Below are 20,483 nucleotides of genomic sequence, written 5' to 3' on the forward strand. Positions count from 1 at the left end.
TTTTTTGTTTTTTGTTTAAAATTAAAGCAAAGCCCCAAATTCATAATTGAATTTGGACATTGCAATTGCCATTGAAAAATTACTTCAATGTTTGTAAAGTAGCATTGATTTTTTCGAAATCAGTTTCTATTGCACGGTATAAAACGATTTTACCTGTTTTGTCTACAACAATGTATCTCGGAATCCAATCTAAGTCGATTGCTTTTCCAAAAAGACCTTTCATACCATCATTCATCATGAAGTGATCTCCTTTTAATTCGTGTTTTTCGATTCCAGTTTTCCATTTATCAGCCGTTTTATCAGCAGAAAGAAACAAGTAAGATACATCAGGATTATTAGCTTGCAATTCTTTTAATTTTGGCATTGCTTTTACGCAGTCACCACACCAGGAAGCCCAAACTTCGATAACCAAAGTTTTTCCTTTATATTTTTTTAAGATGTTTTTGAAAGTAACCTGACTTCCGTCAAGGGCTAGTAATTTCTCAGACAATGCTTCTTTCGAAAAAGCTGTTTTCTGAGCTTGCGAGCAAGAAAAAGAAATAAATGCAATTAAGACAAGGACTAATTGTTTCATATTTTATTAAAATTATTTTTTATTAAGGTACTGAATTCACAAAGTTAAACAAACAAATGGAATGCCAATTGCACATTAACAAAATTTGAAGAGTCGCTCATTTTGTAACAAATCGGCGTTTTTTGGTTGAAAAAAGCCCATTGAAATCGTAATAGTAGGGGCGAAAAATGGTGCTTTTTCTTAATGGAGCTTTTTTGCAAATAAAAAAATGAAGGAAAAATTATTTTCTGAAAAAGATTTTGATCAAAAAAACGTCAGATTATAATAAAAAAGACCTCCAATAAATTAATTTTTATTGAAGGCTTTTATGTTTTTTTGAATGCTTAATTCAAGTCATAATTTCCATTTGCCCATTTTTTGCTTGGAGCAATCCAGTTGTCTGCAGCTTTATACAAAAAGCCGTGTTTTAGACCTGTGTTAAGTTCAATTTCTTTAAAATGAATTATTTTGCATTTAGAAGTTTCCTTTCTTTTGATGGCAGAAACTCCATAAATATCTGATTTTTCATAAATGGTTAAAATGTTGCCACAGAAATTAATATCTGGAATTTCTGTAATGTCAACATCTCTGAAACAGCCAATGAAAACAAAATTTACATCAGGATTCGAGAGATAAGTCGAAACAAATTGTGCGATATAACCTCCTTGCGAAGTCCCGATTACCGTAATATGATTTGGCGGAACACCATTCTTTATTAGCTTTTTGACTTGCTTTGCCATCTTTTCGGCATACTCAGCAGAATTGGTGTTTTTCTTTCTTTTCTCGCTAAAAACAATAAAACCATCTCTTCTGTAAGATTCTAAAATTTCCTTGTATTCTGCTCTGCCGTATTCTGGATGAACTGCATTTAAATCATTTTCTTCAACAAATTTATTGTGGAAAAAGAAAATGTAGCGTTGGTCTTGATTTTTTGTTTGGCTAAAACCTAAAAGGCTAAATAAAATAGAGAACGAACAAATAAGCGTTTTAATGTGTCTTTCCATTTTAAGTATACCCTTAATTCTGTGTGTCAACTAAAATTTTATATACTTCTTTTGCCTGATCTAACTCATATACAGTATTTTTAATTTCTAAGTTACTGTATTCTGTATGAGAGCATTCAGTGTTTATTCTTTTTGCTTCGACATGAAATTGAAAAATATTTTTCTTTCCAATGCTGATAGAATAATTTATAGTTTCAGTTTGCCATCCGATGTTTTGTAGTCTTATCAAGTTAACGTTGTTTTCTGAAATGAAAACATATTTCGCTATTTTACTAGTATCGTCTAAATTTTTTATGACAATATCTTTGCTATTAAAAGTACCATTTGTAAAAAGGTTTTCTTTGGTTGTTTTGTCTACAAGTTCAAAGGAAAAATCGTTAGGTGGTGTAAAACATAGAATCGGATCAGAACCGGCACTATCGCAGCTATAATTGCTGAAAATTAAGATAGTAAATAGAAAATAGAATAGTTTTCTCATGATTTAAATAGTTTTTGGATGAATCAAATGTAGGATTATTATTCGGAATTTAAAACATTATTATCATGCAAAAATGGTAGGAAATATAAAAAGCGCTATTAAACCTGATGTTTATAGCGCTTTTTAAATCTTTTTTTTTTGAAATATTATAATTTCAAATCATCAACATCATTATAATGTACTTTTTGAGCGATTGTTCCGTCATGAACTACAACAATACTCGGATTGGCTCTTTCGACGGTTTTTAAAGCTGTTCCGTCGCAGAAATAGAAATCAATATCTAGAGCATAATTTTTCTTCGCTTTAGCAATTTCATCAACTCCAGAAGCAGTCATTCCGATTACTTTATAACCTTTTGCTTTTGCATCTGCGGTCACTTTTCCTAATTTTTTCATTCCTTCAGGATTCGACAAATTTAAATCGTAAGTAACATAGATTAACAATTTAGGCTCTTTTAATAATTCTTCTTTATAATCAGAATCATCTTTTGTCATCGTAAAATCGTGAATAGGAGGAATGTAACCTTCAGTAATTACTTTGTCTTTACGGTCAACAAATACAGCTCCTTCAGGAATATTCATTAAATCTTTTTCTGTAAATTCTTTATCAACGCCGTTTACTTTGTAGATGAAAATCATTTCTACAACCGATTTTGGAGCGCCTTCTGGAATTTCCATTCCTTTCTCAATGTTAGTTCCCACTTTATAAGGACGGAAATCTTTGATCGGATTATGATTGATAACCCAAACCGCCATAAATACACATAAAGTAATGCTAATTAAAGTAATGATATTGGTAACTAATTTTGAAAACAAAGGTTTTACCAATTTTTTATTGATGAATAAAATCAAGATAAAGAAAAGTAAAACAACATCTTTTGTGAATGATTGCCAAGGCGTTAAGTGTAAAGCATCACCAAAACATCCACAATCTTTCACTACATCAAAATATGCCGAATAGAAAGTTAGGAATGTAAAGAAAACGATTAATAACAATAAAGCCCAAATCGTTAGTTTTGATTTATAACCAACCAAAAGCATTACACCCAAAACTACTTCTAGAATCACTAAAAAGATGGCTAATCCTAAAGCCAGAGGCTCTAAAAATGGCATATTGAAAACTGGCTCGCTAAAATATTCAGCCAATTTATAAGAGAAACCAACTGGGTCATTTAATTTAATTAATCCAGAAATGATAAATAGGACACCGACAAATAATCGGGAGAATTGGGTAATGATGTTTTTCATAATGAATATTAAATTTTTAAAATCCCAAATTCCAAAAGCAGGCTAGAAAAGTGGAAAATTTGAATTTGGAATTTTAATTTTGGAATTTATTTTATTGGATTAAGGATTAAAGCAAAAACAGAATAATTAATCATATCCTGATAATTGGCGTCGATGCCTTCAGAAACCAACGTTTTTCCTTTATTATCTTCAATTTGCTTTACGCGAAGAAGCTTCTGCAGAATCAAATCGGTTAAAGAGCTAACACGCATATCACGCCAAGCCTCACCATAATCGTGATTTTTAGCTTCCATTAAATCTTTGGTAAGCTTCACTTTAGCATCGTATAACTCAGTTGCTTTTTCAACGTCAAGATCTGGCTGATCTACAACGCCAAGTTCCAACTGAATCAAAGCCATAATAGAATAATTGATGATTCCGATAAATTCTCCTTTTTCATCTTCATCGACTTTACGAACTTCGTTCTCCTGTAAACTTCTAATTCGTTGCGCTTTTATGAAAATTTGATCCGTCAGCGATGGCAATCTTAAAATTCTCCATGCACTACCGTAATCTTTCATTTTATTGATATACAATGTTCGGCAAACCGCGATAACATTATCAAACTCTTGGGAAGTATTCTTCATTTATATGCTGTATATTTGCTAAAATTTCTTCAAAAATAGGGATAAAATTAAAGAGTTTCAAGTTTCATGTTTTCTTTGTTTCAAGTTTTTTCTAAACAAAGTGTTAACGGGAACTAGAATGAAAAAAGTTTCAAGTTTTAGGTTTCAAGTTTCTAGATGCGCAATCTGCATCAACTTGAAACTTGAAACAAAAATAACAAATATCATGACAATTAACTGCAAAGGAGAACTTATCGATTTATCAATCCCCAAAGTAATGGGAATTCTGAATGTTACTCCAAATTCTTTCTTTGACGGAGGAAAATATAAAAACGAAGACGAGATTATTTCGCAAGTGGAGAAAATGCTTTCTGAAGGTGCGAGATTTATTGATATTGGTGCTTATTCTAGCAAACCAAGTGCTGAGTTTGTTACTGAACAAGAAGAAATCGATCGAATTGTTCCGGCAATCGAATTGATTTTAAAATATTTTCCGAAGACTTTATTATCAATTGATACTTTTAGAGCCGAAGTTGCAAAAGCAAGCATTGAAAGTGGTGCAGCGATTATAAATGATATTGCGGCGGGAGAATTAGATGAAAATATGTTTGAAGTGATTGCGCATTACAACGTTCCTTACATTATGATGCACATGCGCGGTAATCCGCAGACAATGCAAAGTTTAACCCAGTATGACGATATGCTAAAAGAAATGCTTTTTTATTTCTCAGAAAAAGTAAAAAAAGCAAGAAGTTTAGGAATCAACGATTTGATTTTAGATCCAGGTTTCGGTTTTGCCAAAATAACTGATCAGAATTTTGAAGTGATGCAGAAAATGGAACTTTTTAATCTTTTAGAATTACCCGTTTTGGCTGGAATTTCTAGAAAATCAATGATTTATAAAACGCTTGATATAACAGCACAAGAAGCTTTAAATGGGACTACATTTCTGAATACCATTGCTTTAACAAAAGGAGCAAAAATTCTTCGCGTTCATGATGTAAAAGAAGCGATGGAATGTGTTACTTTGTTTAACAAACTTAATCTCTAATATAAGATCTCATCTATGCACGTATTTAATACCAAATTACTATTTCTGGGTTTCTTGATTGCTTCTTTTCTTTTTTTATGTAATTTGCTGTATCTGTTTTTAAGTTTTTTATTTGGGATCAGAGTTTTAAAATTCACCATGTTTTTTAGTCCCCAATTTTCCCTTTTTAATAAAACAATAGGAAAAACGGATTTCGTTTTAGGATGGATTCCAATTGGTTCTTCGGTAGAAATATTTGGAAAAACAACTGATATTGAAGAACAGCGTGCGATTCCGGAACAAGATTTGCCTTTTGCTTTTTTTACCAAAAAATTATATCAACAAGTATTTATTGTATTTGCACCGACAATCGTTTATTCGATTGGTGTTATTTGTTCCTATATAGTATTAAAATCTCAGAATGAACTGTGGAGTTTTGATTATATTTTTACCTACCTAAAAGAGGTTGTTCTTACCATGTTTGGAAATGATAACGATGTGTTGGCACTGAAAACACTAAGCAATAAATATGTCGGTGAAAATAATATTGTAGTATTTACTTATTTTTTATTTTCATGCACTTTGCTCTTTTGTGGTTTAATTGATAATTTCATGAATTATCTAAGATTAAGCGCTTCCGATTCAAAAATAAAAAATGCTTTAACGATTGCCTTAATGTTTTTGCCTTTCATTTTTGTGGGTTGGAAAGTTCCAGCTTTGATTTTTGAATATTATACGTTCGGGGAATTCTTCAACTATTTAATTGATTTTTTATTGGGTATGCTGTTGTTTGGAAGTGTTTTATTTTTTGCAGCAATTATTGTTTTAAAATTGGTTAAACCAAAGTTTCTTCTAAGGTGAAAGAAGTACTTGAATGTGTTATTTTGTTTAATAAAATAAATTTTAGACTGTCTTTTTAAATTTTGAAATTGAAATGAAAAATAAATATTACTTGATTTTCTTTTTTTGTTTTGTTTATAATTTGAGTTTAGCTCAAGTACCGCCACCGCCGCCGCCATCTTCCAAGCAAAATGCCAAAGATTTGATTTATGGAGATTCTTATAATAACGACAAGAAGAATGATAAAGCCGCTACAGTTGGCGTGAAAAAATCGAATCAGACGTACAAAGAAACAACACCAATTAAGGTTAAAAAGTTCAATATAGCAATTACTGAATCGACGAATGTAAATTCTATTTACTATTACAAAACTGTAGAGGCTTTGTTGCAGAAATTAGATACAACAGCAGTAACTGCAGCGCAAATAATAAGTTTGACCAAATATAAAATTTATTCGAAAGCAATAAATCCAAACTATTTAGATAGTTTAGCTCGTAAAGCATACAAACTAAACGAAGAAAAAAAGTATGATGAGGCAGTTGTTTTAGCAAAGGAAATTCTTAAGCAAAGTCCAAATAATATTACTGGACATAAAGAATTAGCTTATGCATATAAACGTTTGAATAATATGAAATTGTCTGATCTTCATTTTAAGATGATGGTAAAAATTATCAATTCGGTATTTCAATATGGAGAAGGTAGCCGACAATCGCCTTTTATTTTGAATAATTTTTTTGAAGGAGTTTCGATTTATGAAGCAAAATTTGGCGTATATCCACAAAGGACTCGATTAATTTTAACAAAAGACAAAGTCCTTTTGGGAGGTTACGACAGTTATCATATTATGCGTTTTGCGAACTTCACACATTGGTTTCCGCAGTTAAAAGAAGGTGATTATAAAGTTGAATTAAATTAAAAAGATAAAATAATTAAGAATGAAATATTTTACACTACTTTTTTGTTTGCTTATTTTCTCTTGCGGGAAGAAACAAGACGTTTTACTGCCGAAATCAAATGTTTCAATTGTAAAAGATGTACAAGATCATTCGCCAGTCTACATTTTCTTTAAAAAAGAAGGAAAGGATACTATTGCCGATTTGAATAGAAAAAGCGCGATTATCTCAACCAATTGGATTGTAAATATAGATAAGCGTTTGCCACTAAAATTGGTAATTCCTCAGGTAATGAAAATGCAGGAGAAAAAACGAAGTGAAAAAATGCACCAAAACGAAGAATCTGAAAACTATTATTCGTATGCCGATTCTGTTGGAAAGAATTTAGCATTTTTGCCTTTCACGAAAGTAATTTATAAAATGGAAAAACCGACAGTTGGAAGTTTTGTGGTTTACTTTAAAAAAGGGAAAAAACAAGTTTTCATGGGAAATCAGGAAATAAAAGTTTCAGAAATATTAAAGCAATTTTACAGTATAAAATTTGAAAAAGTTCCTGACTTAGTATTTTTATTTGATAAGGATATGACTTATGAAGAATACATTCAATATAAAATTCTATTGCAAAAAGATGTGACTTTTAATCTTGATACACTTCCGATAGAATTTATTTTTTAAAGGTTATTATAATAAAACTAATAAAGCCTTTCTTTAAATAAGAAAGGCTTTTCTTGTTATGCAAATGATTTTAGTAACCACCGCCACCGCCGCCACCGCCAGAAGTGCCATTTTTTGTAAGAGTGCCGCTGATTTCACCTTCAGGGTAAGCAGTAGTATGTAAGTTAACGTAATAGTGATTAGCCATCAGTTCAGTAATTTGTGCATCAGTTATACTACCGGATACGGATATTGGAGAGGTAGATACATTGGCATCTGGAAACGGAATAACAATTGTTCCGTCTGCTGCATGTATGTGTCCATGTATTGGTGTTAGTCCTGAAAAATTTACTTTAAGATCAAACGTTTTGTTCGTCTGATTTAATTTAAGTGTAGCACTACCTGAAGCTGAAGATGTTGCGCCTGTAACTGGGGTTAAATTAGCAGTAAATGTCACAATTACCGGTGTGTAATTGTCGTCGTAACCATTAGAACATGAAGTTCCAATTAAAAGCAATAGTAGGATTGCAGAAACACGAAATAAAGATTTCATAATTATATGCTTTTTAGGTTAGAAGAAAGGTTAAAAAACTATAATCGTTAAATCTTGTAACGAGATTTAATAAATCACTATAAATTTACGCTTTTATTTTCAATTAATCAATTTTAGGTAGTTTAATTTGTTGATTTTTAATTGTTTGTGTTTTATTGGTGGTGGTAAGGTTCATTTCGCAATATGGTAAATCCTCGGTACAATTGTTCGATAAAAAATAAGCGAACCATTTGATGTGAAAACGTCATTAGCGAAAGTGAAACTTTCCCCTGTGCTTTTTTATAAACGGTTTCAGAAAAACCATAAGGTCCGCCAATAACAAAAACTAATGTTTTTACTCCAGAATTCATCTTCTTTTGCAATTCTTCGGAGAATCCAACGCTGGAAAAAGTTTTTCCGTTTTCATCCAGTAAAATCAATTGATCTGTTGCAGAAAGTTTTGAAAGAATCAGTTCGCCTTCTTTTTCTTTTTGCTGGCTTTCAGATAAGTTTTTTACGTTTTTAATGTCTGGAATAATCTCCAATTCAAATTTGATGTAAAACGACAAACGTTTTGTGTAATCGTCAATCAAAGTTTGAAGCGATTTATTGTCCGTTTTGCCTATAGCGATAAGTTTGATGTTCATATTTTTTACCACTAATTTCACGAATTAGCACGAATTTAATTTAAAATATTTTGCCACAGATTTCACGGATTAACACAGATTAAAAAATCCTTTCGAATCCTTTAAATCTGTGGCAAAAAAACTATAACTTTTTATTTTTAAAAACAGTTTCAAAATGTTCTACAATTGGAAATGGTTCGTAATAACGATGTAAAATCTTTTTCCATTCCAAATACGCTTCAGAAGTTCTAAAGCCAATGGTATGATCTTCCAAAGTATTCCAATCAACCAACAGAAGATATTTGTTTTCTACTTCAAGACATTTTTCTAAACGATGCCCTAGATAACCATCAATTGAAGAAATGTATTGACTTGCTTTCACAAAATCAGTTTCAAATTGGGAAGCTAATTCTGGTTTCACGTAAAGAAATGCGGCTTCTAGAATCATGATTTAATATATTTTATCTGCTTGATCTGCTAAATCTGCGGGAGAATAATTTTTCACTCTCGCAGATTTTACGGATTTAAGCAGATTTATTTTGTACTATTTTTGAAATAAAAATCTGCGTTCATCAGCTTAAATCTGTTGAATCTGCGTGTAATCTTCGCACAGATTAGCCAGCTTTAATTTTTAGAAAACTTTGCTTCAAAAGTTTTAAAACGAGAATCCAAATCCTTTAATAATTGTTTTTTTACCGATGCATCCTGAATAAAACTGTAATTTATGCTGTTGTAAACGTATTTTTTAATCGTTTCGTAATTTACATCAGGATATCTTTTTGCAAGTAAAACATATTGCTCCGTCATACTGCTTCTTAAAATTCCTGCGTCGTCTGTACTGATGACAATTGGCACATTAAATTCTTTGTAAAGTGTAAACGGATGTCTATTTTCTTTTACTTTCAAAATGAATTCGTTGCTAGCTAAATTGATCTCAATCGGGATATTGTTTTTAGCCATGTATTTCAATAAGTCGTATGAATTGGCTTCGTAAGCAATATCAACTCCATGGCCGATTCTATTTGCTCCAGCAATATAAATCGCGTCATTAATATGCCAAGTCAATTCTTCTGGCTGAACCAAACCTAAAGTCAATTCGCCCGCATGAAGCGTATATTTTACGTCAGGAAATTTTGAATGGCAATATTTGAACATCACCATATGAAGCCAGTAATCTTTCATTGAATTTTTTCCGTGTTCTGGAGAAACGATGTTTACACCTGCAGTCAGTTTGCTTTCGCTTGACGAAATAAAAGCAATTACTAGATTTTTGAATAAATCTACCGGTTCCATAAAACGAAGCACAAAGTTTTGGTAACGCATGGTGAATTTATCATCATCCATTTTTAAATCTTTATGCAGTTTTGCTATAAAATTGGTGTTGAAATCTTCAGCATATTTTTTAGCTTCTTTTTTCTGAAGCGATTTATACAATTCGTCCAAAAGTTTCAAGACTGTTTTTTCATCTTTTTGATCTGCTGCCTGACGTAATTTTGTATTGAAATCTGTCAAATCAGAAACATTCATATCACACGGAATTGTTGATAATTGTGTTTCAATGTAAAGTACATTTTCTGCAATGGCACGCTTTTTTAATTCGAGCATTCCTTCTGCAAAATGACCTTGAATAGTCGGTTCAAATTTCATGAAAGAATCAAAGAATTGATCATCCGAAGGAACAGAACCATTATAATCTTTAACAGACCAAGTTTGCATGATTTGCTGTTCGTAGTACTCTAATTTTCCTTTATTTGCAAGAGATGAAAAGTTTTCCCAGTTTCCTTTTTCAGGTTTGGTTTTAGAAACCGCCATAGTTTCCAGATTCAAATAAAAGTCTTCTGCAATCGCTCTTTCTAAAAGCGGTTCTGCATAAACAGATCCTGAAAAATGATGGTGTAAATCGCCTCCTTTTGGCATTTGTTGAAAAAAAGCGGTTAAGAGAGCTTCATTATTTCTGATTTTTTCCAAATAACTCTCAGCTGATTGAGAAAAGCCGATTTGCGTTATAAAAATACAGAAAAGCGTAATTATTCTTGTCATACTCTAAGATTAAATTACGCGCAAATATACGACTTTCTGCGGAAAATTGAAAACGGAATTTTGGTGTGGTGAATTTAACCGCAAAGGGCGCAAGGTTTTTTATATGCAGAACTTATATATGCAAAGTTCGCAAAGCCTTGTGTTTAAAAATATAGCCACAGATTAAAAGGATTAGAAGGATTAAAAAAAATCTGTGTTAATCATTTTAATCTGTGGCTTAAAAAAAGCTTTGCGTTCTTTGCGTTTAAAAATATAACCGCAAAGAACGCAAGCTTTTGTTTCATGCTAGACTTGGTATAAACGCAAAGTTCGCAAAGCTTTGTTTAAAAACTTTGCGAACTTTGCGTTCCCGATAGCCATCGGGATTGCGCTCTTTGCGGTTAAAAAAAGCTTAGCATCTTAATATCTCAGTACCTTAGCAACTTTTAAGAAAGTACATCTCGAATTTCTTCCACCTTGTCAAAAACGCTTTTCGCGAAAGGACAAAGCGGAATGATTTTTACATTATTAGCTCTTGCATAATCAACAGCTGCTAAAACCAGTTTTTTGCCAACACCTTTTCCGTTAAATTCTGGACTAACTTCGGTATGATCGATGATGAATTTTGAATCGCCTGCCCAAGTATAAGTCATTTTTCCAGCTTCTTTTCCATCTTCCGTTGCTTCAAAATAGCCTTTTTTTGTATCGTTTATTTGTTGAATTTCCATGGTATTTATATAAGTGTGGTTTTAATTTCTATTGAATGTGTCAATGTTTTGTGAATTGGACAACTGTTTGCAATCGTTTCTAATCTACGTCTTTGTTCGTCGTCGACGTCGCCGATTACTTCAATTCTTCGGGTAAATGAGGTGCAGTTTCGCTCTGAATCTCTTTCAAAATCAATTTTAATATTGATTTCTTCGACGTTCCATTGCTTGCGATTGATGTACATTCGTAAAGTAATCAACGTGCAAGAAGCCAATGATGAAGCCAAAAGCTCAGTTGGATTTAAACCTAAATTTTTTCCGCCCATTGATTGTGGTTCATCTGAAATTAAAACATTGCCACTTGCCGAAGTAATTTCTGTACGATACAAACGTGTATCTATTTTTGCTGAAATGGTATCCATAATTATTTGATTCTTGGTTCTGGTAATGGTACAAATTCGGTTTCGCCTGGAACTTTTGGGAAAGTTTGTGCTGTCCAATCTTGTTTGGCTTTTTCGATGAGGTTTTTATCAGAAGAAACGAAGTTCCAAAAGATAAAATGTTCTTCAGGAAATGGTTCTCCTCCAAAAATATAAACAGTTGAATTTGCAGCAATTTCGAATTCACAAAGCGAACTTTCTGTAGTAATCAAAATCTGTCTCGGATCGTAAGTGTGTTCGCCATTTTTAATACTTCCTTCTAAAATATATAAGCCGCTTTCGCCGAATAAATGTTTTCCGATATTGATTTTCTTAGCTTCTTTGCTTTTGATTTCAATAAAATATAGTGGACTATAAACAGGAACTGGTGATTTTTTGCCAAAAGCTTCTCCAGCAATCAATTTATATGAAACGCCGTCTTCTTCCCAGGCTGGAATATCATCTGCTTCAACATGCGTAAAATTGGGATCCATTTGCTCCAATTCTTTCGGAAGCGCCACCCAAATCTGCAATCCGTGAAGCATTTTGTCTGAATGTCTTAAATATTCTGGAGTTCTCTCAGAGTGAACGATTCCTTTTCCTGCTGTCATCCAATTTACAGCGCCTGGTTTTATTTCTAATTCTGTTCCTAAACTGTCGCGGTGCATAATGCTTCCTTCAAACAAAAAAGTAAGTGTAGAAAGTCCGATATGCGGGTGCGGAGGAACATCCATATTTTCGTGGTCACTTAAATGCGCAGGTCCCATGTGATCGATAAATACAAATGGTCCAACGGCTCTTTTTTCGCGGAAAGGCAATAATCTCCCCACCATAAAATTGCCAATATTGGCTGCGCGTTCTTCGATGATTAAACTGATGTTTGACATGTGATATTATTTGATTTGAAAACAAAATTACAGTTGTGATGCGTGTCTGTAACTTAATTTAGATTAAGAAAAGTTTTTTGGATTTTTTTGTGTTATAAAAATAAGGAAAATCATTTAGTAAAGTTTTAGGTCTTTATTAAATTTAAGTTTAAAAGTCCCAGCGGGACGAAATATTTATAGAAAAAACAATAGTACGCAACATAAAGCTCCATAGGGGTGAAATATTTCGCTCCGCTGGAGCTTCTTTAATGAGACTAGTTGCTTTTCTATAAATATTATACTCCGCTGGAGTATTTAAAGCTTAATTGGTCAATTCAAACTCCAAAACCTCACTCTCCGTTCCGTTAATTATAATAGACAATTGGTGAATTCCAGTATGAAAAACACGCGTCGTAATCAGTTTGAAAGACTGGTTTCTTTCAATCTTTGTTAATTGATTTGGATGATAAATTTTCTCGCTGATTTTAAAGACTTTTTTAGCCAAATGTCCTTTTGCTTTTTTGTAATGAACAGCATATTCTAAACGAACAGTTTTAGCCTCGTCGTTTTTATTATTTAAGTGAAAATGAAACTGCAGATAATCTCCAATTTTTACTTTCGGTGTTTTTATTTCGAAAGATGAAAGCTCAATATTTGTACTTTCCAAACCGTAATGACTCAAAATTTCAGGATGACCTTGCTTTAATAAAGTTCGGCAACCGTGTTTAATGATTCCGTCTGTTTCTTTGCTTTGGTCTTTCCATCTTGAAGCGATTTCAAGCACAATTTCTGGATTATCTTTTACAATATCATTCAAATTATTGGCGACACTTCTTCGAACATATTCTGATGGATCATTTTTCAGATTTTCTAAAATCGGAAGAATAGAAGTAGGGTCTTTTTTAAGAAACGGAATCGCCATTGCCCAAGGCAATCTTGGTCTTGAACCTTCGCTTGCTAAACGACGTACATGATGATTTTCGTGTAAAGACCATTTGATCATTTCGTCAATCATTTTCTCTTTATATTTTAAAATGAAAGGGCGAACGGCAAATTCGCAACTGATAAATTGTGTGATAGAAACAAACGCTTTTACAGAAGTTTCAAAATCGTCTAGACCGTACATTTCGATATAATCTGCAAAGAAAATGAACGCTAGATTGCCATCTGTAAAACTGTTTTTCTTTAAGTTTTCGATTATTTTATCAATTAAAGAAGTAGCTTCTACGAAATTTTGAGGCATAAATTGATGCAGCACAACTGTAGTATGCTTCATTCTGTCTTTCCATTCTTTTTGTGCAAAATCACTTTCGTAAATGGCTTCAATGAATTTCTTTTTATTGAATGAAGGATGGACTTCAGCGACAGCTTGACTAAATTTTTCGTAAAAAGAAATCGAGTAAATATCTTTAATTAATCCCATGAATTTTGTTTGATTGAACCTCAAAGATATTTAATGTTTTTAATTGTTGAAATAGATTTTGTCTAGAAAAATTAATAGCCACAGATTAAACGAATTGATACAGATTTTTTGGAAATCATTTTAATCCTCATAATCTGTGGCTAAATATAAATTTAAGTTAATAAGAAACTTTTCGCAGAAAGGAAACTTTTAAATCCATAAAATAAGTTCTAATTTAGCATTATTATTAAAAATAGAAAAATGATAAGCGAAGCACAATTTCAAGCAGAATTAGAACTTTTGATTAGTAATGCGATTAGAGAAGATGTTGGACCAGGCGATTATAGTTCGCTTGCATGTATTCCCGATACTGCTCACGGTCAGGCTAAATTATTGGTAAAAGATCAGGGAATAATTGCTGGTGTAGAATTGGCTAAAATGATATTTGACCATGTTGATCCAAAATTGAAAGTAAAGACTTTTATTGAAGATGGAACACATGTAGAATATGGCGAAGTTGTTTTTGAGGTTTCAGGAAGTTCACAATCTATCTTAAAAGCCGAAAGAGTGGTTTTAAATACAATGCAGAGAATGTCAGCAATTGCTACAAAAACAAACCATTTGATGGGGCTTTTGGAAGGTACAAAAACAAAGATTTTAGATACACGTAAAACGACTCCAAATTTTAGAGTAGCAGAAAAATGGGCAGTAAAAATAGGAGGAGGAGAAAATCATCGATATGCTTTATACGACATGATTATGTTGAAAGACAATCATATCGATTTTGCTGGCGGAATTACACGTGCCATTTCTAAAACAAAAGAATATTTAAAAGAAAATAATCTCGATTTAAAGATTATCGTGGAAGCTCGCGATTTAGATGAAATTAGAGAGATTTTGTTGAGTGATGGTGTGCATAGAATCTTGATTGATAACTTTAATTATGAAGATACTAAAACAGCAGTTGAATTAATCGGTACAAAATGCCAGACTGAATCTTCAGGAAATATCAGCGAAAAAACAGTTCGCGAGTATGCTTTATGCGGTGTGGATTATATTTCATCTGGCGCTTTAACGCATTCTGTTTATAATATGGATTTGAGCTTGAAGGCTTTTTAATGGAATTATGAGTTTTGAGTTATAAATTATGAGTTTGATTTGAATCTAAAATCTCTCGATAGCTATCGGGACTAAAATCTAAAATCAAAAAATATGTCGCAAGAGATAGAAGATCGGATTGAAAAACTACCTGTTGTACGCTCTTTAGTCCGACTTTTGAAGAAGATCAAATTGCCTTGGCTTGAAGGGTTTTCGCTGTATGATTTGCTTGAAATGTATACCATCGGAATTATCGATGGCGCATTTTCGTATCATGCAAGTGCGGTTTCTTTTAGCTTTTTTATGGCTTTGTTTCCTTTTGCGCTGTTTATTTTAAACTTAATTCCGTTTATTCCGATAGACAATTTTCAGGAAGATTTTTTGCAGTTTGTGCAACAGAGTGTTCCGCCAAATACTTTTGATGCAATCAGTAAAATTATTAGTGATATCTTAAATAATAGTCATTCTGGATTGTTGTCGTCGGGTTTCTTCCTTTCGATTTTTTTAATGGCTAATGGGATTAACGGAATTTTGAGTGGTTTTGAATCCTCGAAACATGTATTCGATAAGAGAGGTTTTTTGCATCAATATTTAGTTGCGCTGGCGATTTCGCTTGTAATGACGATAATTTTGTTCGTTACGGTAGCAACAATTGTAGTCTTTGAGGTTTTTATACAAAAGACAATTATTCAAGATGTGCTGAGTGATCGAATTCCACTGATTATTTTAGGACGATATTTGTTTGTTGTTTTAATGATTTTGATAACATCTTCAATATTATTGCGTTATGGTACAAAACAGTATAATAAAGTGCCTTTTATAAGCATTGGTTCTGTTTTTACGACAGTCTTAATTGTTATATCTTCATTCTTTTTTGGAATTTGGGTTATAAAATTTTCAAAATATAATGAACTTTATGGTTCTATTGGGACATTATTAATTCTAATGTTTTATATTTGGATAAACTGTATGATACTGCTTTTAGGTTTCGAACTAAATGCTTCTATCAGAAAATTAAAACAAAAAAAAACTTACTAGTATGAAAAATTGGATGTTAACAATCGGTGTTTTTTTCTTTGCGCTAACCATGCAAAGCCAAAGCGTAATTGGAAAATGGAAAACAATAGATGATGAAACAGGTGAAGCAAAATCAATCGTAGAAATTTACGAGAAATCAGGGAAAATTTATGGCAAGGTAGTAGATATACTTCGTGAAGGTCATAAAAAAGATATATGTGTAAAATGTGATGGAGCCGAGAAAAACAAACCAATTATGGGAATGGTAATTATGAATGGTCTTAAAAAAGACGGTTCTGAATATAATGGAGGCACAATTCTAGATCCTACAAGTGGTAAAAAATACAAATGCTACATAGTTTTAGAATCTCCAGATAAATTAAAACTTCGTGGATATGTTGGAGTTTCTCTGATGGGAAGAACGCAATATTGGACGAGAGTAAAAAACTAATTAAAATCTAATGCGAAAATTAGCTTCGATAATTTTATTCTTGATTATAGTTTCAAATAGCTTTGGACAATCTGAGAATTCGCCATTACAAATAAGTCATCTTACGGGTGACTTTTATGTTTATAGAACTTTTAACGACTACAAAGGAGTAAAAGTTTCTGCTAATGCCATGTATGTGGTTACTAAGGAAGGCGTTGTTCTTTTTGATGCCCCATGGGATAAAACACAGTTTCAGCCTTTGCTGGATAGTATTGAAGCAAAACATAATAAAAGTGTGGTGATGGTTTTTGCTACTCATTCGCATGAGGATCGTGCAGGTGGATTGGAATTTTATAGAAAAAAGGGAATTAAGACCTATTCTGGCAAATTTACAGATGAAATCCTTAAAGAAAATAAAGAAGCAAGGGCCGAGTTTATTGTTCCAAACGATGCGACATTTACGGTAGGGCAATATAATTTTGAAGTATATTATCCAGGTAAAGGCCATGCATCAGATAATATTGTCGTTTGGTTTGGAAAAGAGAAAATTCTTTATGGCGGATGTTTTATAAAAAGTGCTGAGGCAAAAGATTTAGGTAATTTAGGCGATGCTGATGTTAAGGAATGGGAGAAATCAATTAAGAAAGTTCAAGCTAAATTTAAAAATCCTAAATATGTTATTCCAGGACATGATGATGGAACAACAAGTGAAGCTATTAGTCATACTTTAAAATTGGTTCAAGAGTTTAATCTTTCAAATAACACTTCTCCTAAATCAGGTCAGAAATAATTTTACTGGCTTATAAAAAAATCCCATGCATTTCATTGAAGTCATTTTACCGCTTTCTTTAGCTAAGACATTTACTTACCGAATTTCTGAGGCCGAATATCATTTCATTAAAAAAGGAATGCGTGTTGCTGTGCCATTTGGTAAAAGCAAAATATATACAGCTCTTGTTCTGGATGTTCATGAAAATGCACCAACATTATATGAGGCGAAAGAAATCCATCAAATTTTAGATGAAAAGCCAATCGCAACCGAAATTCAGATTAAACACTGGCTTTGGGTGGCTAATTATTATATGTGTGGTATTGGAGATGTATATCGCGGCGCATTTCCGAGCGGATTATTGCTGGAGAGTGAAACCATTATTTCGCATAAACCTGATGTAATAGTAAATGATAGCGATCTTTCTGATGATGAATTTTTAATTTATGAAGCCTTGCATCACCAGAGTTCGTTAAAAGTTCAAGAAATTGCTTCAATTTTAAATAGAAAAAATATTCTTCCGATTCTGCAAAAATTAATTGCGAAGGATATTATTTTTTTGGATGAAGAAATAAAAGAAACGTATAAACCGAAATTGGTTCGATATGTAAAATTGCATTCTAAATATGAAACCGATAGAGGTTTGGAAGAATTGCTGACTGTGCTTAAAAACGCGAATAAACAAAGGGAAATTGTTTTAGCATATTTTCAAATCAGTGCTTCAGAGAAAAAACCAATAACAGTAAAAAAGCTCGTAGAAGTTTCTAATGCTGGATCGGCGGCAGTAAAGTCTCTGGTTGAAAAAGAAATTTTTGAAGAGTATTATTTGCAGCATGATCGTGTTACGTTTAATGGAGAAGTGACGGAAAAAGAACTGCAGCTGAGTGAAGCTCAATACAATGCTTTTTCTGGAATAAAAAATAGTTTTTTAGAGAAAGAAGTTTGCCTTCTTCATGGTGTAACTTCTAGCGGGAAAACCGAGATTTATATAAAATTAATTGAAGAATATCTGGAGACAGGAAAGCAGGTTTTGTATCTATTGCCGGAAATTGCTTTAACGACACAGCTAGTTTCGAGATTGCGCCTTCACTTTGGAGATAAAGTGGCTGTTTTTCATTCAAAATATAGTAATAATGAAAGAGTTGAGGTATGGAGGCAGACACTCGAAAATTCGCCAAAAGCACAAATTGTAATAGGAGCGAGATCGGCTTTGTTTTTGCCTTTTAATGAATTGGGATTATTGATTGTTGATGAAGAACACGAACAAACTTTTAAGCAGACAGATCCAGCGCCAAGATATCATGCCAGAGATGCGGCTATTGTTTTGGCGAACTTTCATAAAGCAAAAGTTTTGTTAGGTTCGGCAACGCCAAGTATTGAAACTTATTTTAATGCGCAAAATGATAAATACGGATTGGTGACGCTTTCTGAACGTTATAAAAATGTCCGTTTGCCAGAAGTGCTTTTAGTTGATTTAAAAGACAAACATTTCAGGAAAAAAATGACAGGGCATTTTAGCGACCTTTTAATCGAAGAAATTGCAGTGTCATTGTCTTTGGGTGAGCAGGTGATTTTGTTTCAAAATAGAAGAGGATATTCGCCTATAATAGAATGCATGACTTGTGGGCACGTTCCGCATTGCCAACAGTGTGATGTGAGTTTGACGTATCATAAGCATAAAAATCAATTGCGATGCCATTATTGCGGTTATTCAATTGCGAAACCTACCCATTGCCATAGTTGTTCGAGTATAGATCTAACTACAAAAGGATTTGGTACCGAACAGATAGAGCAGGAGCTGGCATCACTTTTTCCAAAGGCAAAAACGTCTCGAATGGATCAAGATACCACTCGTGGTAAATTTGGTTTTGAAAAGATTATAGATACCTTTAAAAATCGTGAAATTGATATTTTGGTGGGCACACAAATGTTGGCCAAAGGGCTTGATTTTGATAATGTAGGTTTGGTTGGTATTATGAATGCTGATAATATGTTGCATCATCCAGATTTTAGAGCTTTTGAGCGCAGTTTTCAAATGATGACGCAAGTTGCGGGAAGAGCAGGGAGATCAGGGAGATCAGAAAAACAAGGAAAAGTTGTTATTCAGACGTATAATCCAAATCATAATACAATTCAGCAAGTTACCAACCATAACTATATAGGTATGTATAAAGAGCAATTGTATGATAGACAGATTTATAGATATCCGCCATATTTCAGGATTATTAAGCTTACATTAAAGCATAAAGATTTTGAAAAACTGAAAGAAGGAGCGATGTGGCTGTATCAGGTTTTGAGCCAAAATCTAGGAATGCCAGTTTTGGGACCTGAAGAGCCGGCGATAAGCAGAATACGAAATGAATATATTAGAACTATTTTGATTAAGGTTCCGCATAATCTTCATTTAGGAAACACAAAAAAAACTATCCAGAAAATGCTGAATAGTTTCGAGGCTGTGGCTCAATATAGAGCTATAAAAGTTGTGATCAATGTAGATTTCTATTAAACGGCAATTAAGAAGAAGTTGAAAGTGCTTTTACTAAATCTTCTTTTTTATTGCGGCTTAACGGTATTTTGGTAATGCCAATTTCGGCAAATTTGCTGTTAAAGCGTTCTACTTTGTCTATATTGATAATATATGATTTGTGGACACGTATGAATTTGTCTTTCGATAAGTCGTTTTCGAAAGATTTCATAGTTGAAAGAACCAGATTGCTGTCGTCTTCAGTTACTACTCTTACGTAATCTCCAAAAGCTTCAATCCATTTTATTTTTGAAGTGAAGATTTTAAGTTTTTTTAGATTGCTTTTGATGAATATATGTTCACCTTCTTCTTCTTTGATGTCCTTTTTCAATAAATGCATATCGATTGCTCTTTTAACAGAAGCATTAAAACGATCTACGGCAATTGGTTTCTGAAGATAGTCGGTAGCATCGTAATCAAAAGCTTTTAGGGCATATTCAGCTTTAGAAGTAATAAATATAATCTGAGGTTTAGATTTTAATCCATCAAGGAAATCAAATCCGTTAATAACTGGCATTTCTATATCAAGGAATATTAAGTCAATATTATTTAATGAGATACAACTTTTTGCTTCAATTGCATTAGAAAAATCCCCGATTAAATGCAAGCCTGGGTGATTATTAACCAATTTGGCAATAATTGTCCTTTGTATAGAACTATCATCTACAACAACACAGTTTAGTTTCATAACATTTAAATTTAGAATAAATTCAGGATAGCAGTAGTAAATGTATTATTTTTTTGTAAAAAAAACTAAGGTTGAGGCATCT

General features: G+C 32.6%; 23 protein-coding genes. 9 read left to right on the forward strand and 14 right to left on the reverse strand.

Going from position 1 to position 20,483, the window contains the following annotated elements:
• Nucleotides 1–79: 79 nt before the first annotated feature.
• From ABTV69_RS13890 to ABTV69_RS13910, 5 genes are all read right to left on the reverse strand, one after another.
• A complete protein-coding gene (locus ABTV69_RS13890) occupies nucleotides 80–574 on the reverse strand; it encodes a TlpA family protein disulfide reductase (protein ID WP_433829703.1) in 495 nt (164 codons plus the stop codon).
• Nucleotides 575–897: 323 nt separating this feature from the next.
• Nucleotides 898–1,557: an alpha/beta hydrolase gene (locus ABTV69_RS13895; protein ID WP_433829705.1), complete on the reverse strand. Its 660-nt coding sequence runs from the start codon at nucleotides 1,555–1,557 to the stop codon at nucleotides 898–900.
• A 13-nt stretch (nucleotides 1,558–1,570) separates the two neighbouring features.
• Entirely contained in the window at nucleotides 1,571–2,035 is a 465-nt protein-coding gene (locus ABTV69_RS13900; RefSeq protein WP_433829706.1) for a hypothetical protein, read from the reverse strand.
• A gap of 146 nt (nucleotides 2,036–2,181) precedes the next feature.
• The gene (locus ABTV69_RS13905; protein ID WP_433829708.1) at nucleotides 2,182–3,282 is read right to left on the reverse strand and encodes a BT_3928 family protein; all 1,101 of its coding nucleotides are present in this window, start codon (nucleotides 3,280–3,282) and stop codon (nucleotides 2,182–2,184) included.
• An 86-nt stretch (nucleotides 3,283–3,368) separates the two neighbouring features.
• On the reverse strand, nucleotides 3,369–3,908 hold the full coding sequence (locus ABTV69_RS13910) for a DUF1599 domain-containing protein (RefSeq protein WP_433829710.1): 540 nt from the start codon (nucleotides 3,906–3,908) through the stop codon (nucleotides 3,369–3,371).
• 205 nt (nucleotides 3,909–4,113) lie between these two features.
• Between ABTV69_RS13910 and folP the strand changes: the two genes are divergently transcribed.
• From folP to ABTV69_RS13930, 4 genes are all read left to right on the forward strand, one after another.
• Nucleotides 4,114–4,938, forward strand: coding sequence for a dihydropteroate synthase (gene folP, locus ABTV69_RS13915; RefSeq protein WP_433829712.1), 825 nt, complete (start codon nucleotides 4,114–4,116; stop codon nucleotides 4,936–4,938).
• 138 nt (nucleotides 4,939–5,076) lie between these two features.
• On the forward strand, nucleotides 5,077–5,778 hold the full coding sequence (locus ABTV69_RS13920; protein ID WP_433829713.1) for a hypothetical protein: 702 nt from the start codon (nucleotides 5,077–5,079) through the stop codon (nucleotides 5,776–5,778).
• A gap of 73 nt (nucleotides 5,779–5,851) precedes the next feature.
• Nucleotides 5,852–6,673 (forward strand): tetratricopeptide repeat protein, encoded by an 822-nt coding sequence (locus ABTV69_RS13925; RefSeq protein WP_433829714.1) that lies wholly within the window; start codon nucleotides 5,852–5,854, stop codon nucleotides 6,671–6,673.
• 19 nt (nucleotides 6,674–6,692) lie between these two features.
• Nucleotides 6,693–7,325, forward strand: a complete 633-nt coding sequence (locus ABTV69_RS13930; protein WP_433829719.1) for a hypothetical protein — start codon at nucleotides 6,693–6,695, stop codon at nucleotides 7,323–7,325.
• 70 nt (nucleotides 7,326–7,395) lie between these two features.
• On the opposite strand, the gene ABTV69_RS13935 is transcribed toward ABTV69_RS13930, so the two are convergent.
• The 8 genes from ABTV69_RS13935 to ABTV69_RS13970 all read right to left on the reverse strand — a co-directional run bounded on the left by ABTV69_RS13935 (nucleotide 7,396) and on the right by ABTV69_RS13970 (nucleotide 13,896).
• Nucleotides 7,396–7,857 carry a CHRD domain-containing protein gene (locus tag ABTV69_RS13935; RefSeq protein WP_433829720.1) on the reverse strand — a complete coding sequence of 154 codons (462 nt, stop codon included), beginning with the start codon at nucleotides 7,855–7,857 and terminating at the stop codon, nucleotides 7,396–7,398.
• A gap of 152 nt (nucleotides 7,858–8,009) precedes the next feature.
• Nucleotides 8,010–8,483, reverse strand: a complete 474-nt coding sequence (rlmH, locus tag ABTV69_RS13940) for a 23S rRNA (pseudouridine(1915)-N(3))-methyltransferase RlmH (RefSeq protein ID WP_111283719.1) — start codon at nucleotides 8,481–8,483, stop codon at nucleotides 8,010–8,012.
• A gap of 121 nt (nucleotides 8,484–8,604) precedes the next feature.
• Complete coding sequence (locus tag ABTV69_RS13945; RefSeq protein ID WP_433829722.1) at nucleotides 8,605–8,910, reverse strand: antibiotic biosynthesis monooxygenase family protein; 306 nt, start codon at nucleotides 8,908–8,910, stop codon at nucleotides 8,605–8,607.
• 176 nt (nucleotides 8,911–9,086) lie between these two features.
• Nucleotides 9,087–10,502, reverse strand: a complete 1,416-nt coding sequence (locus ABTV69_RS13950) for an adenosine deaminase (RefSeq protein WP_433829723.1) — start codon at nucleotides 10,500–10,502, stop codon at nucleotides 9,087–9,089.
• A 425-nt stretch (nucleotides 10,503–10,927) separates the two neighbouring features.
• Nucleotides 10,928–11,209 (reverse strand): GNAT family N-acetyltransferase, encoded by a 282-nt coding sequence (locus ABTV69_RS13955; RefSeq protein WP_433829725.1) that lies wholly within the window; start codon nucleotides 11,207–11,209, stop codon nucleotides 10,928–10,930.
• Nucleotides 11,210–11,214: 5 nt separating this feature from the next.
• Nucleotides 11,215–11,610 carry an OsmC family protein gene (locus tag ABTV69_RS13960; protein ID WP_433829727.1) on the reverse strand — a complete coding sequence of 132 codons (396 nt, stop codon included), beginning with the start codon at nucleotides 11,608–11,610 and terminating at the stop codon, nucleotides 11,215–11,217.
• Nucleotides 11,611–11,612: 2 nt separating this feature from the next.
• Nucleotides 11,613–12,494: a pirin family protein gene (locus ABTV69_RS13965; RefSeq protein WP_433829729.1), complete on the reverse strand. Its 882-nt coding sequence runs from the start codon at nucleotides 12,492–12,494 to the stop codon at nucleotides 11,613–11,615.
• Between the two features lie 301 nt (nucleotides 12,495–12,795).
• Nucleotides 12,796–13,896, reverse strand: coding sequence for a DNA alkylation repair protein (locus ABTV69_RS13970; protein WP_433829731.1), 1,101 nt, complete (start codon nucleotides 13,894–13,896; stop codon nucleotides 12,796–12,798).
• Between the two features lie 240 nt (nucleotides 13,897–14,136).
• Here ABTV69_RS13970 and nadC point away from each other — a divergent pair, with 240 nt between their 5' ends.
• The 5 genes from nadC (at nucleotide 14,137) to priA (ending at nucleotide 19,695) form a co-directional block, all read left to right on the forward strand.
• Complete coding sequence (nadC, locus tag ABTV69_RS13975; protein WP_433829733.1) at nucleotides 14,137–14,994, forward strand: carboxylating nicotinate-nucleotide diphosphorylase; 858 nt, start codon at nucleotides 14,137–14,139, stop codon at nucleotides 14,992–14,994.
• A 93-nt stretch (nucleotides 14,995–15,087) separates the two neighbouring features.
• Complete coding sequence (locus tag ABTV69_RS13980; protein ID WP_433829735.1) at nucleotides 15,088–16,011, forward strand: YihY/virulence factor BrkB family protein; 924 nt, start codon at nucleotides 15,088–15,090, stop codon at nucleotides 16,009–16,011.
• Between the two features lies 1 nt (nucleotide 16,012).
• Complete coding sequence (locus tag ABTV69_RS13985) at nucleotides 16,013–16,441, forward strand: DUF2147 domain-containing protein (protein WP_433829737.1); 429 nt, start codon at nucleotides 16,013–16,015, stop codon at nucleotides 16,439–16,441.
• A gap of 10 nt (nucleotides 16,442–16,451) precedes the next feature.
• Nucleotides 16,452–17,210, forward strand: a complete 759-nt coding sequence (gene bla-B1-FLAV, locus ABTV69_RS13990; protein WP_433829739.1) for a subclass B1 metallo-beta-lactamase — start codon at nucleotides 16,452–16,454, stop codon at nucleotides 17,208–17,210.
• A 25-nt stretch (nucleotides 17,211–17,235) separates the two neighbouring features.
• A complete protein-coding gene (gene priA / locus ABTV69_RS13995) occupies nucleotides 17,236–19,695 on the forward strand; it encodes a replication restart helicase PriA (protein WP_433829741.1) in 2,460 nt (819 codons plus the stop codon).
• A gap of 7 nt (nucleotides 19,696–19,702) precedes the next feature.
• Here the strand turns inward: priA and ABTV69_RS14000 are convergent, their stop codons facing one another.
• On the reverse strand, nucleotides 19,703–20,401 hold the full coding sequence (locus ABTV69_RS14000) for a LytR/AlgR family response regulator transcription factor (protein ID WP_008463025.1): 699 nt from the start codon (nucleotides 20,399–20,401) through the stop codon (nucleotides 19,703–19,705).
• Nucleotides 20,402–20,483: the final 82 nt, after the last annotated feature.

Source organism: Flavobacterium anhuiense (assembly GCF_050990855.1).
GTDB classification, from domain to species: domain Bacteria; phylum Bacteroidota; class Bacteroidia; order Flavobacteriales; family Flavobacteriaceae; genus Flavobacterium; species Flavobacterium anhuiense_C.